At 71.6% G+C, this 16658-nt stretch carries 16 protein-coding genes; 10 read left to right on the forward strand and 6 right to left on the reverse strand.

The genetic code is table 11. The features are described from left to right. The first annotated feature begins 51 nt into the window (after positions 1-51). The gene (locus tag G3I56_RS05595) at positions 52-282 is read left to right on the forward strand and encodes a hypothetical protein (RefSeq protein WP_164407668.1); all 231 of its coding nucleotides are present in this window, start codon (positions 52-54) and stop codon (positions 280-282) included. A gap of 126 nt (positions 283-408) precedes the next feature. Here the strand turns inward: G3I56_RS05595 and G3I56_RS05600 are convergent, their stop codons facing one another. Together G3I56_RS05600 and G3I56_RS05605 are read right to left on the reverse strand one after the other, a co-directional pair. Then, entirely contained in the window at positions 409-1686 is a 1278-nt protein-coding gene (locus tag G3I56_RS05600; protein ID WP_164407670.1) for an MFS transporter, read from the reverse strand. Positions 1687-1840: 154 nt separating this feature from the next. Then, positions 1841-2449: a hypothetical protein gene (locus tag G3I56_RS05605; RefSeq protein WP_164407672.1), complete on the reverse strand. Its 609-nt coding sequence runs from the start codon at positions 2447-2449 to the stop codon at positions 1841-1843. A 162-nt stretch (positions 2450-2611) separates the two neighbouring features. On the opposite strand from G3I56_RS05605, the gene G3I56_RS05610 reads away from it, so the two are divergent. The 3 genes from G3I56_RS05610 (at position 2612) to G3I56_RS05620 (ending at position 4706) form a co-directional block, all read left to right on the forward strand. Beyond that, positions 2612-3688, forward strand: coding sequence for a sialidase family protein (locus tag G3I56_RS05610; RefSeq protein WP_164407674.1), 1077 nt, complete (start codon positions 2612-2614; stop codon positions 3686-3688). Positions 3689-3725: 37 nt separating this feature from the next. Next, entirely contained in the window at positions 3726-4451 is a 726-nt protein-coding gene (gene npdG / locus G3I56_RS05615) for an NADPH-dependent F420 reductase (protein ID WP_164407676.1), read from the forward strand. Positions 4452-4523: 72 nt separating this feature from the next. Beyond that, on the forward strand, positions 4524-4706 hold the full coding sequence (locus G3I56_RS05620; RefSeq protein WP_164407678.1) for a hypothetical protein: 183 nt from the start codon (positions 4524-4526) through the stop codon (positions 4704-4706). Here the strand turns inward: G3I56_RS05620 and G3I56_RS05625 are convergent. Beyond that, positions 4699-5496 carry a site-2 protease family protein gene (locus tag G3I56_RS05625; RefSeq protein ID WP_164407680.1) on the reverse strand — a complete coding sequence of 266 codons (798 nt, stop codon included), beginning with the start codon at positions 5494-5496 and terminating at the stop codon, positions 4699-4701. The genes G3I56_RS05620 and G3I56_RS05625 overlap by 8 nt on opposite strands. A gap of 213 nt (positions 5497-5709) precedes the next feature. On the opposite strand from G3I56_RS05625, the gene G3I56_RS05630 reads away from it, so the two are divergent. Beyond that, on the forward strand, positions 5710-9174 hold the full coding sequence (locus G3I56_RS05630; protein ID WP_164407682.1) for a BTAD domain-containing putative transcriptional regulator: 3465 nt from the start codon (positions 5710-5712) through the stop codon (positions 9172-9174). Between the two features lie 45 nt (positions 9175-9219). On the opposite strand, the gene G3I56_RS05635 is transcribed toward G3I56_RS05630, so the two are convergent. Next, on the reverse strand, positions 9220-10086 hold the full coding sequence (locus G3I56_RS05635; RefSeq protein WP_239134723.1) for an ABC transporter permease: 867 nt from the start codon (positions 10084-10086) through the stop codon (positions 9220-9222). After that, entirely contained in the window at positions 10083-11117 is a 1035-nt protein-coding gene (locus G3I56_RS05640) for an ATP-binding cassette domain-containing protein (RefSeq protein WP_164407684.1), read from the reverse strand. Before G3I56_RS05640 ends, G3I56_RS05635 begins: the two co-directional genes overlap by 4 nt. Positions 11118-11262: 145 nt before the next feature. Here G3I56_RS05640 and G3I56_RS05645 point away from each other — a divergent pair, with 145 nt between their 5' ends. Genes G3I56_RS05645 through G3I56_RS05665 form a run of 5 tightly spaced genes read left to right on the forward strand, consistent with a single transcriptional unit; the run spans position 11263 to position 15434 of the window. Then, positions 11263-11823, forward strand: coding sequence for an RNA polymerase sigma factor (locus G3I56_RS05645; RefSeq protein ID WP_164407686.1), 561 nt, complete (start codon positions 11263-11265; stop codon positions 11821-11823). Then, positions 11820-12638: a zf-HC2 domain-containing protein gene (locus G3I56_RS05650; RefSeq protein ID WP_164407688.1), complete on the forward strand. Its 819-nt coding sequence runs from the start codon at positions 11820-11822 to the stop codon at positions 12636-12638. Before G3I56_RS05645 ends, G3I56_RS05650 begins: the two co-directional genes overlap by 4 nt. After that, positions 12635-13471 (forward strand): ABC transporter ATP-binding protein, encoded by an 837-nt coding sequence (locus tag G3I56_RS05655; RefSeq protein WP_164407690.1) that lies wholly within the window; start codon positions 12635-12637, stop codon positions 13469-13471. The genes G3I56_RS05650 and G3I56_RS05655 overlap by 4 nt, the downstream gene beginning before the upstream one ends. Then, positions 13468-14862, forward strand: a complete 1395-nt coding sequence (locus G3I56_RS05660) for a hypothetical protein (RefSeq protein WP_164407692.1) — start codon at positions 13468-13470, stop codon at positions 14860-14862. The genes G3I56_RS05655 and G3I56_RS05660 overlap by 4 nt, the downstream gene beginning before the upstream one ends. Beyond that, positions 14859-15434, forward strand: coding sequence for a hypothetical protein (locus G3I56_RS05665; protein ID WP_164407694.1), 576 nt, complete (start codon positions 14859-14861; stop codon positions 15432-15434). The genes G3I56_RS05660 and G3I56_RS05665 overlap by 4 nt, the downstream gene beginning before the upstream one ends. A gap of 215 nt (positions 15435-15649) precedes the next feature. Here the strand turns inward: G3I56_RS05665 and panB are convergent, their stop codons facing one another. Then, positions 15650-16525, reverse strand: coding sequence for a 3-methyl-2-oxobutanoate hydroxymethyltransferase (gene panB / locus G3I56_RS05670; protein WP_164407696.1), 876 nt, complete (start codon positions 16523-16525; stop codon positions 15650-15652). Between the last annotated feature and the right edge of the window lie 133 nt (positions 16526-16658).

The raw sequence follows: 16658 nt of genomic DNA on the forward strand, positions 1-16658 counted from the left end.
TTTAACGAGCACTGGTGGGGGACGATGACCCTGGTGAAAGGAGTCCGAACCATGGCCCTGTTCAAGAAGCGAACGGTCGGCAAACCGGGCGAGTGGTACTACTGCCTGGAGCACAAGAAGGTCGAGGAGGGCCCGGACTGCCCGGGCAAGGACCGTTTCGGGCCGTACGCCACCCGAGCGGAGGCCGAACACGCGATGGAGACGGCGCGCGAACGCAACCTCCAGTGGGAGAACGACCCCAAGTGGCACGATGCGCACGCGCGCGGCGAGGACGAGCGCTGACGGAACCGCGTGTCCGGGCGGCCCGGTCGACCTGGCTGGGCCGCCCGGCCGGTTGTTGGCTGCGGGTTCGTCGTGGCTTGTCGCGCAGTTCCTCGCGCCCCTGAAGGGGGGCGTCGAGCCGTCCTGTCACGCGGCAGCCTCCTCCCGCTGCTTGCGCAGTCGTAGTGCGTGCTCGTTCGTCCGTACGTCGTAGCGCATCAGGCCCGGCAGGCACAGGGCCAGCAGCCCCACCCCGGCCACGCACGCGAGCCCGCCCGACCACACCGACGCCCGCACCCCGCGCCACGCGGCCACGCCACCGGCCCTGACCTGGCCGAGCTGAGGGCCGACGGAGTAGGAGAGCAGTTCGATGCCGGCGAGGCGTCCGCGCAGCTCGTCCGGGATCGTCTGGTTCCACATCGCGCCGCGGAAGATCCCGCTGACCATGTCGAAGCAGCCGCCGAGGAGCAGGAACAGCAGCACCAGCCATACGTTGCCGACGAGCCCGGAAGCGGCGATCGCCAGCCCCCACCCCGCCGCCCCGAGCACGACCATCCGCCCGTGCCGGTGCACCCGTGAGGTCCAGCCGCTGGTGAGACTCACGAGCAGCGAACCGGCCGGGATCGCCGCGTACATCAGACCGAGCGACCACTCGGCGTCCAACTCGTCGGCGAGGAAGGGCAGTACGGCCAGCGGCATCGCGAGGAACATCGCGGCGAGATCGATGGCGTACGTCCCGAGGAGTTCCTTGCGGTTCCACGCGTACCGGGCGCCCTCCGCGATGGACCGCAGCGAGGGTTTCGCGGCCTCGTGGGAGGCGGGGGAGGAGGCGAGCCCCACGACGAACAGCAGGGACACGGCGAAGGTGACGAGGTCGACGGCGTACGCCCAGCCGAGCCCCGCATACGCCACGACCACCCCGGCGAGAGCCGGTCCCGCGACTCCGCCGACCGTCCAGCGCAGGGAGTTCAGCGAGGCGGCGGCCGGCAGATGCTCATGGGCGACGACCCGAGGCATCAGCGAATCGAGCGCCGGCCGCTGCACCGACCCGAGGGCGGAGGTGAGTGCGGCGACCACGTAAAGCGGCCAGACCAGCGGCTCGGGCAGCACCGCGTTCACGAGCAGTACGGCGCACAGCACCCCCTGCCCCGCCTCCGTCCAAAGGATCAGCTTCCGCTTGTCCGCCGCGTCGGCCAGCGCCCCGCCGTACAGCCCGAACACGATCAACGGGATCAGTTCCACGGCCCCGATCGCCCCGACCGCGGCGGCCGACCCGGTCAGCTCCTTCATCTGTACCGGCAGCGCGACGAAGGTCAGAAAACTTCCGAAGTTGGTGATCAGCCCCGACAGCCAGAGCTTCCGGAAATCGACGGAGGCCCGCCAGGGGGAGAGGTCGGGGAGGAGGGCACGGAGGGGGGAGGTCACGTGAGGTCATGTTGAGCGGTGGGGGAGGTGCGGGCAACAGGTTTTCGGGTGGGGGAGGCGTGGGGCGGCTGCTTCGCGCCGGGTGAGGGGAGGGGTGCTTCTGCCGTTCCGCCGAAGGCGGGTGAGGTGGCGAGACGGGTGGTGGGAAACGCTGTTACCAGCGGGACGGCGGCGGTGCCGTGAGGGCGTCCGCCAGCCGGGCCAGGCGGTCACGGAAACCCCGCCGCCCCCGGCCGACAGGCACCGCGTTCTCCCCGGCCGCCGCGCTCACCAGGTGCTGCACGGTGTCCAGGTCCAACTCCAGCTCCAACCCGTCCGGCACCGCCAGCGACTCGTGCGCCATCGACACCAACTCCCCCTCACCCGCACCGAGAACCAGCACCTTCGCCCCACCCCGCCGAGCATCGTGGACCCGCTCCAGCAGGGCGCCGCCCACCCCCTCCGGCGCCACCACCAGCAACGTCTCACCCCGGCGCGCCGCCTCGATCCGCCCGAGCCCGACCGACAGCCGCCCGGGACCGGACGCCCGCGGGTCATGCCGTACGAGCGTCGGGGCCAGCTCGGGCGTCCCCGACCACGTCGCCTCGTCCACCAGATGCGCCGCCAGGTGCCACGGCTCGTACGCCGGCGTCCCCACCAACAGCAAACCGCCCCCGTACGACACCACGGACCCCCGTAACGCCCCCGCGAACCTCCGGGTGGCCCCCAACCACTCGGTTCCAGCGAGCACTTCGCGCAGCAACGCGACCCGTACGGCGTCCATGTCCGCGCATCCTGCCGCAACGGGCAACTCGGGGCTCTCCCTTCACCATGATTTCGCCCAACCTGGGTAAGAACCCGAACCACTACCCGTACGGACAGTCACCGTCATCGTCACCAAGACCACTCACGGCAACGAGCCGCACATGACAGAAAGGAGCCGCACATGACAGAGGAGACAAGCGTCCCCTTCCGGTCCGGCCAGGAGGGCTACGCCAGCTACCGCATCCCGGCCGTCGTCGTCACCCACGCCGGCACCGTGCTCGCCTTCTGCGAGGGCCGGGTCGGCTCCGCCTCGGACCACGGGAACATCGACATCGTCCTGAAGCGGTCCACGGACGGCGGTAACACCTGGGGCCCGCTCACCGTCGCCGCCACCAACGGCGACAAGCTCGCGGGCAACCCCGCCCCCGTCGTCCTCGACACCGGCCGCATCCTCCTCGTGTACGTCCGCGCCTCGGGCACGGCGACCGAGAAGGACATCCTGCTCGGCAAGGTCTCGGCCGCCGAAGGGCGCCGCGTCTGGCTGCGCCACAGCGACGACGACGGTGTCACCTGGTCCACCTCCGTGGAGATCACGGCCCAGGTGAAGGACCCGAAGTGGCGCTGGTACGCCACCACCCCCGGCCACGCCATCCAGCTGAGCACCGGCCGGGTCGTGGTCGCCGCCAACCACACGATCCCGCCCACCGGCGCGGACCTGGGCAACGAGGGCCGCTACAACAGCGGCCACTGCCTGCTCAGCGACGACCGCGGCGCGACCTGGCGCATCGGGTACCGCGACGAGAACACCAACGGCTACATCAACGTCAACGAGACCACCGCCGCCGAACTCCCCGACGGCCGCGTCTACTTCAACACCCGCAACGACTCGCCGTCCCCCGGCAACCGCGCCGACGCCCACTCCACGGACGGCGGCCAGACCCTAGTCAAACCCTTCCGTCCGCAGGCCGGCCTGTCCGCCCCCATCTGCGAGGGCAGTGTGCTGCAGATCCGCGACCCCGACCTGCTCCTCTTCTCCGGACCCGCCGATCCCGTCGACCGCGCCCTGATGACCATCCGCGTCTCCACCGACGGCGGCACCACCTGGCGCCCGGCGGACACGGTCAGCGGCCTGCCCGCCGCCTACTCCGACCTCGTCCGCGTCGACGCCGAGACCGTCGGACTCCTCTTCGAGACCGGCGACTTCGGCGCCTACGAAAGGATCTCCTTCTGCCGCGTCCCCGTGACCCGGCTCACCTGACCTCATGGCTACGCGGCCACGGACGTAAAGTCGGCCCATGACCTCTACCGACAGTGCACAGACCCCGGCCGAGAACCCCGGGAAGGCTCCCGCGAAGGACCCCTGGGACCTTCCCGACGTCTCCGGGCTCGTCGTCGGCGTGCTCGGCGGGACCGGGCCGCAGGGCAAGGGCCTCGCCTACCGGCTCGCCAGGGCCGGACAGAAGGTGATCATCGGGTCGCGCGCCGCCGACCGCGCCCAGGCCGCCGCCGATGAACTCGGCCACGGTGTCGAGGGCGCCGACAACGCCGAGACCGCGCGCCGCAGCGACATCGTGATCGTCGCCGTGCCCTGGGACGGACACGGCAAGACCCTCGAATCCCTGCGCGAGGAACTGACCGGCAAGCTCGTCGTCGACTGCGTCAACCCGCTCGGCTTCGACAAGAAGGGCGCGTACGCGCTCAAGCCGGAGGAGGGCAGCGCCGCCGAACAGGCCGCCGCCCTGCTGCCGGACTCCCGGGTCACGGCCGCCTTCCACCACCTGTCGGCCGTACTGCTCCAGGACCCGGCGATCGAGGAGATCGACACGGACGTGATGGTCCTCGGCGAGGAGCGGGCGGACGTGGAGATCGTGCAGGCCCTCGCCGGCCGCATCCCCGGCATGCGCGGAGTCTTCTCCGGCCGGCTCCGCAACGCTCACCAGGTCGAGTCGCTCGTCGCCAACCTGATCTCCGTCAACCGCCGCTACAAGGCCCACGCGGGCCTGCGCGTCACCGACATCTGAGCGGATGGGGGACACTGGACGTCCGCAGTCCGGTGTCCCCCGACCGGTGCCCCTGACAGGAGAGCAGCCCACATGCCCCGCCTTGCCCTCTACGCCCTGATCGTCTGCGTGCTGGCGGTTGCCGCGGCCGTCGTGTCCTTCGTCCAGGGCAACCTGCTGGGGATCGTGTGGGTACTGCTGGCCGGGCTGTCGTCCAACATGTGCTGGTACTACGCCCGGCGGGCCCGGTCCACCGGCCCCCACTCGGTCAGCTGACCGCGCAGAGCTCGTTCGTCCCCTGCCAGAAGCGGTACAGCCCCTGACCGCAGTACGTCTCGAACTCGGCGATCCCCAGACCGCGCAGCACCGTGTCGATCACATCGAAGAACGCGGCGTTGACGGACGGGATCCACAGCACCGCGAACACGAACAGCAGGCCGAACGGCGCGAACGGCTCCACCTGGCGCTTGACGTTGTACGACAGCCAGGGCTCGATGACCCCGTAGCCGTCGAGACCGGGCACCGGCAGGGAGTTCAGGATGGCCGCCGTGACCTGGAGCAGGGCCAGGAAGGCGAGCGCGAACCGGAACTCCGTGGGTACGCCGTCCAGCGCGTCCAGCCAGAACGGCGCCGCGCACACCGCCGCGAACAGGACGTTCGTCAGCGGACCGGCGGCCGAGATCAGACTGTGCTTCCAGCGGCCGTGGATGCGGTTCCGCTCGATGAAGACGGCGCCGCCCGGCAGCCCGATCCCGCCCATGATCACGAAGATCACCGGCAGGACGATGCTGAGCAGCGCGTGCGTGTACTTGAGCGGATTGAGGGTGAGATAGCCCTTGGCGCCCACGGTGATGTCGCCCCCGTGCAACGCGGTGCGCGCGTGCGCGTACTCGTGCAGACACAGGGACACGATCCACGCGGCAGTCACGAACAGGAACACGGCGACACCGGGCTGTTCGGCGAACCCGGTCCAGGTGGCCCAGCCCGTGACCGCGGTGACGGCCAGAATCCCGAGGAAGACGGGGCTGATCCGCCGTTCGCTGTTGCGGGTGGTGGCGGTGGTCATGGGGCGGGACTCCTGAGGGGACTCGGCGGGAAACGCCGTACGCGGCTGGTGCGGGCGGGTCGACGGTACTCGTGCTCTGTGAAGAACGCCCCACCCAGGGTCGGAGGTTCCAGGAGGTTCCCGGAGATCCTGGACTTCTCCCCTTTCACGTCCCTGTTCACGCGTGCGTAAACCCACGCGCGCCACGGAACCGTCCCCGGAGAGAATGGCCCTGTGCGCTATCGCATCCTCGGCACCACCCAGGCACTCCGTCCCGACGGCACCTTCGTCCCGGTCGGCGGCGCGCGGCTGCGCGCTCTGCTGACCGTGTTCGCCCTGCGGCCCGGCCGGACCGTGCCCCCGGGCGTCCTGGTGGAGGAGGTGTGGAACGGGGACGCGCCCGCCGACGCGTCGGCCGCGCTCCAGGCGCTGGTCGGCCGCCTGCGCCGTGCGCTCGGCCCGGACACCATCGCCTCGGCCGAGGGCGGCTACCGGCTGTGCGCCGCGCCGGACGACGTCGACCTGCACCGTTTCGGGCGGCTCGCCGACGAGGGCACGCGTGCGCTGGCCGACGGCGACCCCGCCAAGGCGGCGGTCGTCCTCGACGACGCCCTGGCCCTGTGGCACGGCCCGGCCCTCGCCGACCTCCCCGACCGCACCGCAGAGGCGGCCCGCTGGGAGACGCGCCGCCTGGACACGCGCCGCGCCCGCCTCACCGCCGCGCTGGCCCTGGGTCGCGCGGAACAGTCACTGCCCGAACTCACCGCCCTGTGCGACAGTCATCCCCTGGACGAGCCTCTCCAGGCCCTCCGCCTGCGCGCCCTGCGCGACGCCGGCCGCCCGGCCCAGGCGCTGGCCGCCTACGAGGACGTACGCCGACTGCTCTCGGACCGCCTCGGCGCCGACCCGGGTCCCGAACTGCGGTCGCTGCACGCGGAGTTGCTGAGTCCGGAGGGCACACCCGAAGGCGCGCGGGGCGCGACCGCCCCTGCCTTCGGCGGCGCCGCCGCGAACCCTGCGGGCGTGGCTCCCGCATGGGGCGGCCCCACCCTCCGTTCGCCCCGGCCTGCCGGTTCCGCCGACGCTTCCCACACCTCGCCCCAGGCTTCACCTCCGCCCTCGCCGCAACCCCCGCCTCCGGGCAACCTGCGGGCCCGCCTCACCTCCTTCGTCGGCCGGGAGGCGGACATCGAGGCCATCCGGGGGGACATCGCGACGGCCCGGCTCGTGACCTTGCTCGGGCCCGGCGGGGCCGGAAAGACACGGCTGTCGCAGGAGGCCGCCGAAGCCGTGCGGGACGGGACGGGAGACCGGGCTCGGGGCGGGGCGCGGGACCGGATGCGGGACGCCGCGCCGGACGGGGTGTGGCTGGCCGAACTCGCGCCCGTCGTCGACCCGGACGCCGTACCGGAAGCCGTACTCACCGCCGTCGGCGCCCGTGAGACCGTGCTGCGCGGAGCCGGCGCCGAGGAACTGCGCGCCGCCTCCGCCGAACGCCACGACGACCCCCTCGTACGCCTCACCGAGCACTGCGCGAACCGGCGGATGCTGATCCTCCTCGACAACTGCGAGCACGTCATCGATGCCGCCGCGCAGCTCGTCGCGGAACTGCTGGCGCGCTGCCCGGGAGTCACCGTGCTCGCCACCAGCCGTGAACCCCTGGGCGTACCAGGGGAGTTGGTACGCCCCGTCGAACCGCTGCCCGAGCCCGTAGCGCTACAGCTGCTCGCCGACCGCGGGGCAGCCGCCCGGCCCGGGTTCCGGGTCGAGGACGATCCGGAGGCCGCCGCCGAGATCTGCCGGCGGCTCGACGGACTGCCGCTCGCCATCGAACTGGCCGCCGCCCGGCTGCGCATGCTGTCACTGCGGCAGATCGCCGACCGGCTCGACAACCGTTTCCGGCTGCTCACCTCCGGCAGCCGTACCGTCCTGCCCCGCCAGCAGACCCTGCGGGCCGTCGTCGACTGGTCCTGGGACCTGCTCGACACGGACGAACGGGACGTCCTGCGGCGGCTGTCCGTCTTCGCGGGCGGCTGCGACCTCCCCGCCGCCGAGGCGGTGTGCGGGCCCGTCGCACTCGAGGCGCTCGGCTCGCTCGTCGACAAGTCCCTTGTCGTAGCCGCCCCTTCGGACGAGAACGGTGCGGGCGCGATGCGCTACCGGCTCCTGGAGACCGTCGCCGAGTACGCCGGTGAACGCCTCGACGAGGCAGGTGTCCGCCCCGAAGCCGAACGCGCGCACCTCACGTACTTCCGCGAACTCGCCCGCACCACCGACCCGTTGCTGCGCGGCCCCGGCCAGCTCGCCGCCCTCGACGTGTTCCAGCGGGAGAGCGAGAACATCCGTGCCGCCCTCCGCCACGCCGTCACCGCGCGCGACGAACAGGAGGCGATCTGCCTCGTCCTGTCGATCTCCTGGTACTGGCAGATGCGCGATCTGCGCCTCGCCGGCCGCAACTGGTCCCGCGAGGTCATGAACCTCGGCCCCGACCCCTTCGCCCTTCCGATCCGTCCGGCCCAGCCCGTGTGGGAGCGCTGCACGAACACCCCGCCCCCCTGGCGCGGCGAGCACCTCGAAGAGGCCCGGCGCGGCGTCCACCTCATCCATCTCGCCTCCATGGACATGGAGTTGGACGTCTGGCAGACACCGGAGTCCCGACAGAAACTGCGCGCCATCACCCAGGTCTACGAACCCGGCGCCCCGCAGACCTGCCGCTTCCCCGGCCTCCTCTGGTTCTACGCCGTCATGCTCACCCGCGACATGGAGCGGCTCAGCGTCATCGTCGGTGAGTCCGTGCGCACCTGCCGCGACGCGGCACCCGGCTACGAGTGGGAACTCGCCGCCTGTCTGCAGTTGCGCGCCAACGTCCTCGCCAACCGCAGCGACTGGGCCGGTGACGCGACCCGCGACGCCGACGAGTCGCTGGAGATCTTCCTGCGCCTCGGCGACTCCTGGGGCGCCGCCGAGGCGCTCTCCGCACGCGGCGAGGCTCATGAACGCAAGGCCGAGTACGCCGCCGCCGCCACCGACTTCCAGGACGCGATAGAACTGGCCGAACAACTCGGCGCCCGCTCCCAGAAGACCGTGCTCGCCGCCCGCCTCGGCAACGTGTTCCTGGAGGCGGGCCGGAACGAAGAGGGCGAACAACTGCTGCGCGAGGTGATCGAGCAGGCGGACGGGATGGTCAACGAGGCCATGCCCGCCGCCCGGCTCTTTCTCGCGGCCTGGCTCGGCATCACCGACCGGGTCCCCGAGGCACGCGAGCAACTCCGGCTGCTGCGCGCGGACTTCGGAGCCGCCTCGTTCGTCGTCTTCGACGCGTTCATCCTCGGCACGGAGTCCTGGCTGGATGTCGTGGAAGGGCACTACGAGGAGGCCCTCGGCAAGGTGCGACAGGCGGTGACCCGCGCAGACGACGAGCTGTCCGTCGCCATCGCCCCGCACATGCGCTCCACGTTGCTGACCACCGGCGCCGCCACCCTCGTCGGCCTCGACCCCGGCCGGGCCCACGACGCCGCCCGCTGCCTGGGCGCCGCCGACGCCCTGCTGCCGCCCGGCCATGTCTCCGGACACATGGAGCGCGAGGTCCGCGCCCGCTCCGTCCGCGCGGTCCGTGACGTCCTCGGCGACGAGGCGTACGAGGCCGCGTACGCGGAGGGCGGCCGACTCTCCGTGGGGGAGGCGACCGCCCTCATCTGACATCCGACGCGTACGGGCACGGACGTACCGCGGTTGGCAGCTCCTTCAGCTCTTCGTGCGGAACTTGTGGATGGCGACCGGCGCCATCACCGCCGTGATGGCCACCGACCAGCCGATGGTCACCCACAGGTCGTGTGCGACCGGGCCGCCCACCATCAGTCCGCGCGACGCGTCCGCGAGCGTGGACAGCGGGTTGTAGTCGGTGAACGCCTGCAGCCAGCCCGGCATCGACTGCGTCGGGGCGAAGATCGACGAACCGAACTGGAGCGGGAACAGCACCAGGAAGCCCATCGCCTGCACGGACTGCGCGCTCTTCATCATCACGCCCAGGGTGAGGAACACCCACATGATCGACGAGGCGAAGAGCGTGGCCAGACCCACGGCCGCGAACAGTCCGGGCCAGTGGTTGATGTCGAAACCGACCAGGACGGCGACGATCATCAGCACGGTGGTCGCGAACAGCATCCGGATCAGCTCGACCGAGATCTTCGCGAACAGGACCGAGCCGCGCCCGATCGGTAGGGACCGGAAGCGGTCCATGACACCGGAGTTGAAGTCCTGGCAGAACCCGGTGCCGACGCCCTGGGACAGCGTCATGCTCATCATCGCGATCATGCCCGGGATCACGTACTGCACGTACCCGTCCTGCCCGCCGCCCAGGGCCTGCCCGATCGAGCCGCCGAAGACGAACACGAACAGCAGGGTGAAGATGATCGGCATCAGCAGCGCGTCGGCCATCGACTCGGGGTCCTGCCGGATCCACAGCAGGTTGCGGCGGACGAGGGCGCCGGTGTGGCGCAGATGGCCGCGCAGCGGAATCCGGCCGTCGCCCTGAACGCCGTCCCCGCCGGCCTTGTCGTTGTCGCGGATGTCGTTGTGGATGTCGTTGACGGTTGTGGTCGCGGCGCTCATACGGCGACCTCCTCTCGGATGTCGGCGGGGGTGCTGTCGTCGTCCTGCGGGGCACCGGCACGATGGCCGGTGAGGGACAGGAACACCTCGTCCAGGCTGGGCAGTTCGGTGGAGATCGAGGCGATGGTGATGCCGCGGGCGACGACCGCCCCGGTCACGGCGGTGAGCTGCTCGTCGCTCAGGATCGGCACCAGGACACTGCCGGTCTCCGTGTCCACGGCCGTGGTGGCGAGCCCGGTGATGCCGAGGTCGTCGAGGTCGCGGGCGAGCGGGCGCAGTTGCAGGGGGTCGGCCGGCCGGATCCGCAGGGTACGGCCGCCGACCTTCGCCTTCAGCGCGTCGATGGCACCGCCGGCGACGACCTTCCCCCGGTCGATGACGGCCAGCTCGGAGGCGAGGTGTTCGGCCTCCTCCATGTACTGGGTGGTGAGCAGCACGGTCACGCCGTCGCCGACCATCCGCTTGACCTCGGTCCAGACCTCCTTGCGGGTGCGGGGGTCGAGGCCTGTGGTGGGCTCGTCGAGGAAGAGGACCTGGGGCCGTCCGATCATCGAGGCGGCCAGGTCGAGCCGTCGCCGCATACCGCCGGAGTACGTGCTGGTCGGCCGCTTGGCCGCGTCGGTGAGCGAGAACCGCTCCAGCAGTTCGTCGGCCCGGGCGCGGGCGTCCTTGCGGGGCAGGTCGAGGAGCCGCCCGATCATGTACAGGTTCTCCCAGCCCGGGAGCTTCTCGTCCACGGAGGCGTACTGCCCGGTGAGTCCGATCACCCGCCGCAGCTGCCGGGGCTGGCGCAGGACGTCGTACCCGGCGACGGTCGCGTGCCCGGAGTCGGGCTGCAGCAGCGTGGAGAGAATGCGTACGAGGGTGGTCTTACCGGCGCCGTTGGGTCCGAGCACACCGAGTACGGTGCCTTCCCGGACGTCCAGGTCGACGCCGTCCAGCGCCTTGGTCTCGCCGTAGTGCTTGACCAGCCCCCGCACGGAAACGGCATGTGTGGCCCCGTCGGCGGGGCGGTTGTCGATTCGCGTCATGAACAGAACCTGTCACCCCCCACCGACAAACCGCCTACAGACCACCGACAGACCGCCTACGGACCGAACGACAGCCTGGATCCACCCTGTGGCGGGGATCACGTCGAGGGGAAAACCTGCGGCCCGGCCCGGGCGTCTAGGAGATGTGAGATCAGTCAGGGCAGTGCTGCACGAGTTGGACGAGGAGCGCCTTGTCCGGCTGGTGGCCAAAGGCGACCGTGCGGCGTTCGAGGAGTTGTACCGGCGTACCTCGCCGTGGCTGGCGGTGCGGCTGCGCCGCCGGTGTGTGGACGACCAGATCGTCGCCGAGGTCATGCAGGAGACGTATCTGGCGGTGTGGCGCGCGGCGGGTGCGTTCGCCGGGGCCTCCGTCGGCGGATCGGCCACCGGTTGGCTGTGGACGATCGCGGCGCGCCGTCTGGTCGACGCGTTCCGGCGCAGGGCCCACTACGCGGAGCCGCCACCGGCCGCCGCCGTGCCCGAAGCGGCGCCCGCCGCTGAGGAGTTGGCGCTCGCGGAGACCGTCGGCGGTGACGTCGGGGACGCGCTGCGGTGCCTCGCGCCGGAGTTGAGACAGGTACTGCAGGCCATGGTGCTCGACGGGCTGTCCGTCCGGGAGACCGCGGTCCTGCTCGGGCTGCCCGAGGGCACGGTCAAGACCCGTGCCCGCCGGGCCCGGATCGCGATGCGGAGGGCGTTGGCATGAGTGTGGAACACGCGTCGACGCGGATCATCGAGGGTTACGCGCGCGGCGGCACGGACCTCGCCGCCGACGAGGTGTGGGCCGTGGAGGCCCATCTGGAGACGTGCCGGGTCTGCCGCGACCGGCTGTCCGCCGCCGTCGAAGCCGGGGTGCCCGCAGCGGCGTCGCTGGTCGACACCGTGTGGTCCGGTCTCGAATCCCGGTTGGCGGTGACCCCCACGATGCCGCGCGGACGGCGCTGGTCGGCGCGGCTGTCGAGGTGGATGACGCCCACGATGGTGCCGTGGCTGGCCATGGTCGTGGGCGTGACGCTGCTGGCCCTGCTGCTCGACCTGGTCGGCCCCGGTTCCGGCGAGGTGTCGCCGGTGCTGTTGCTCGCGCCGGTCCTGCCCGTGCTCGGCGTCGCGGCCTCCTGGTCGCGCGGTCTGGACCCGGCGTACGAGCTGACGGCCTCGGTGCCCAGGGCCGGGCTCCATCTGGTGCTGCGGCGCACCGCGTCCGTGCTCGGCGTGGTCGTCCCCGCGCTGCTGGTCGGCGGCTGGGCGACGGGGGTGATGGTGGCCCAGTGGCTGCTGCCCTGTCTGGCCTTCACCGCGACGACCCTGGCACTCGGCGGTGTCGTCGGGGTGACCCGCGCCGCCATCGCGCTGGCCGCCGTATGGGCCGTGGTGGTCGTGGCACCGACCCTGGCCGCCGGCCGTACGACCTTCGCCCTGCGGACGGACGGTCTGCCCGCGTGGGGGCTGATCCTCGCACTCGGCATCACTGTCGTGATCGCCCGCAGAGGCGCGTACTCCGTGCTGGGAGCCCATCGATGACCAACAGAAAGGCAGGACCGCCCATGATCTCCGCCGTGAGCGCGGCCGACATCGCACCGACGTCCTACGCCTGGGAGATCCGGGCCACCGCGCTGAAGGTCAGGGTCGGCAGGAAACGGATGGCCGTCGACGGCCTCGACCTGTCGCTGGGCACCGGCGTCCACGGACTCCTCGGCCCCAACGGGGCGGGCAAGACCACCCTCATCCGGACGCTGGCCACCGTACTGCGCCCCACCGAAGGCACCCTGGAGCTGCTCGGCGAGTCCGTGGGCGGCAGAGGTGAGCACCGTGCATTGCGCCGCCAAATCGGTTACCTGCCGCAGGAGTTCGGCTACTACAAGCGCTTCACGGTGCGCGAGTTCGTCGAGTACATGGCGTGGCTGAAGGAGGTGCCGAAGGCGGACATCCCCGCGGCGGTGCAGCGCGCCGTGGAGCGGGTGGGCCTGGCGGACCGCGCCGACGAGAGGATGAGGACCCTGTCGGGCGGCATGGTGCGCAGGGTCGGCATCGCCCAGGCCATCGTCAACGACCCGACGATCCTGCTCCTCGACGAGCCGACAGCCGGACTGGACCCGGCGCAGCGGCTGCGCTTCCGCGAGCTGCTGCAGGAGTTGGGCACGGACACCTGCGTGCTCGTCTCGACCCATCTGGTGGAGGATGTCGCCGCCGCCTGTACCGACGTGGTGCTCTTCGCCGAGGGCCGGCTGGTCTTCCAGGGCCCTCCGGACGAGCTGGCCTCGATGGGCGGCCCGGAACACGTGGGTGACAGTCCGCTGGAGCGCGGCTACTCGGCGCTGCTGCTCAACCCCGACCAGGGAAGGGGCACCTGGTGAACGGCCGCGTCCTGCGTATCGAGCTGAAGCGTTCCGTCGCCCCGTGGGCCGGCGTCGTGGTCCTGGCGCCGGCGCTGGCGTTCCTGTACCTGCTCTCCGGACAGTGGCGGACGGGCACCACGGCGTGGACGGCCCAGTGGACGCCCCTGGCACTGTGGACCCGCTCCCTGCTGTTCTACCTGTGGCCGCTCACCGTGGGGCTCGGGGCACTGCAGGGTCTGCGCGACCACCGCTCGAAGATGACCGAACTGCTGACGAGTACGCCACGGCCCGCCCGGCACCGAGCGGCCACCCTGGCGGGCGCGACAGCGATCACCCTGTCCTCGGCCTTCGCGCTCCTCGTCCTCGTGGGCGGGGTCCAGGTGCTCGCCCACAGCGGGTACACGCACCTCGGATGGCTGCCGATCTCGCTCGTGGGGGCACTCTTCCTCGTGGCGGGGGCCGTGCTGGGCATGGGGGCCGGGCGGGCACTGCCGTCCCCGCTCACCCCGCCCGCGCTGGCCATGACCGCCTTCGTGTTCACGGCCCTCATGCACATGTCGCTGGGCCGGACGGAGACGGACACGGTGGAGGGGATCACGAGCACGGAGCCGAACCGGCTCTCGCTGCTGTCACCGACGGTGGAAGTGGTGCGCCAGGCGTTCGTCACGCTCTCCGCCTCCGTGCACGTCGGGCAGACGATCTGGCTGCTCGGCATGGCCGCGACCGGCTTCGCGCTGCTGGTCGCCGCGACCCCGCGCGCCCGGCTGACCGCCCTGACGCCCGTCCTGGCGGGCGCGGCGATCGCCCTGCTCGTCCTGCCCTCCGACCCGCGCCGGATGTACGTTGTCGACGAGGCCGCCGCGGAGCTGGTGTGCGACGGCCCGGTGTGCGTGACGAAGACGCAGCAGGCGCGACTCGCCGGCCTCGTGGGTCCCGGCAAGGAGGCGCTGCGCCTGCTGCGCGGTGCCCTGGGCGACCGGGCGCCGGTCTCGGTCCGGGAGAACACCGCCGTACAGCCGGAGGGCTCCACGCCGAAGTGGTCCCCTACGACCGTGCCCCTCGACTTCGACGACGACATCGTCGCCGCTGCGAAGGGCGAGGAGCTGACCCGGGCCCTCATCGCCAAAGGCATGGTGCCGGGGTGCACCCCCGTCGGCTGGAGCGGCTTCGGGGGAGACGACTACGCGCGGGCCGTCGCGGTGGGCTGGGTTCTCGGGGACCTCAAGCCGCTCGGCGGCACGCCGACGAACATGCGCCGCGAGGTCGACGCCGAGGCCCGCCCCGTGTGGAAGGAACTCAGGGCGCTTCCGCGGGCCGAGCAGCTCTCGCGGATCAACGCGATGCGCGCCGCCGCCCTCTCCTGCGAGGGCGACGCGTTCGACGCGCTGAAAGGCGGTGCGTCCCGGTGAGGTGGCTGACGCTGTACGCGCGTTCGCGTCAGGTACCCGCGTCGCTCGCCGCGATACTGATCAGCACGGTGGCGGTGTGGGCACTCGCCCGGGACGGGGGCGAGGGCCCAGATGATCCGCGGCTGCCTGTTCTCGCCCTCGCCGCCGGGGTGATGGCGGCCTCGATCGGGCTCAGCGGGCAGGATCTCGCGCTGGACCGGACGGCCGCGATCCGCTGGGTGCCGCGCAGAGCGGCGCATGTGCTGCTCGCCGGCGCGGTCGTGGCCGCGGGGCTGTTGGCGGTGCAGGCCATGGGCGCGTCCATGGCCACCGTCGCGTTCGTCGTCCGGGACAGCGCGGGCCTGATGGGACTGGTCGCCCTGGGCGCGGCGGTCTCGGGCGGCCAGTACGCATGGACGCTGCCGTTCGCCTGGCTCTCGTTCTCGTTCTTCGCCCCGCCTCCGACGAGTACGCCGACGCGGGTGGCGACCTGGATGCTGCTGCCCTCCGGCACACCGGCGGCCACCTGGACGGCCCTCCTCCTCACAGCCACCGGCACCATGGCCTACGCCATAGCGGGCCCGAGACGGTAACCGGCCCCCTCCGCCACTATCAGCCCGTCCGGCGTTCGAGGACGAGGCCCGTTCAGGGCCGAAGGGGGGGTCTGGGGGCACAGCCCCCAGGAAGAGGACGGGACGGGTAGGGGCGGCGGGGGCGACAACAAAAGCCGCAGCCCGCCGATGGGGGAAGTCGGCGGGCTGCTTTCGTACCGCAGTGGCTCTGTGGGACCCGTGAACCGAGCGGACGCTCAGTGCACGGAGTGCTCCTCCGACGGGAACGTCCCGCCGGTCACATCCTCCGCGAACGCCTTCGCAGCGTTCCCCATGACCTCACGCAGATTCGCGTACTGCTTGACGAACTTCGGCATCCGTCCCCCGGTCAGCCCGAGCATGTCCGTCCACACCAGCACCTGCGCGTCCGTCTCCGCCCCCGCCCCGATCCCCACCGTGGGGATGTGCAGCGTCCGCGTGACCTCGGCGGCCAGCTCCGCCGGAACCAGCTCCAGGACCACCGCGAACGCCCCCGCGTCCTGCACGGACTTCGCGTCCCGCAGCAGCTGCTGGGCGGCCTCCTCGCCGCGCCCCTGGACCCGGTACCCCATGGAGTTCACGGACTGCGGGGTCAGACCGATGTGGGCCATCACCGGGATGCCCGACTCGACCAGCAGCTCGATCTGGCGGTGCGAGCGCTCGCCGCCCTCCAGCTTGACCGCACCGACCCCCGCCTCCTTGACCAGGCGCGTCGCCGAGCGCAGCGCCTGCACCGGGCCCTCCTGGTAGGAACCGAAGGGCAGGTCACCGACGATCAGTGCCCGGCTGGTGCCCCGGACGACCGCCGCCGACAGCATCGTCATCTCGTCGAGGGTCACGGGTACCGTCGACTCGTACCCCAGGTGACAGTTGCCCGCCGAGTCGCCGACCAGCATGACCGGGATACCGGCCTCGTCGAAGACGGACGCGGTCATCGCGTCGTACGCGGTGAGCATGGGCCACTTCTCGCCGCGTTCCTTGGCGGCGGTGATGTCCCGGACCGTGATGCGGCGGGTGCCCTTGCCTCCGTACAGCGCGTTCGTCCCGTTGGTGCTGCCGGCGGAGGTCTGGTGGGCAGGCTGAAGCTGCGTCATGGCAACGGCTCCTTCAATCATCTCGAGGCACCCTGACGGCGTCCCCGGATCACCACCCATGGTGGCACCTCTCCTCCGGGAACGGCTAGTGGTCGCCCGTGGAGTGGGGCCTGTGTGCTGAACATCTCGCGCG

The sequence above is a fragment of the Streptomyces sp. SID12488 genome, assembly GCF_010548275.1.
Lineage (GTDB): Bacteria > Actinomycetota > Actinomycetes > Streptomycetales > Streptomycetaceae > Streptomyces.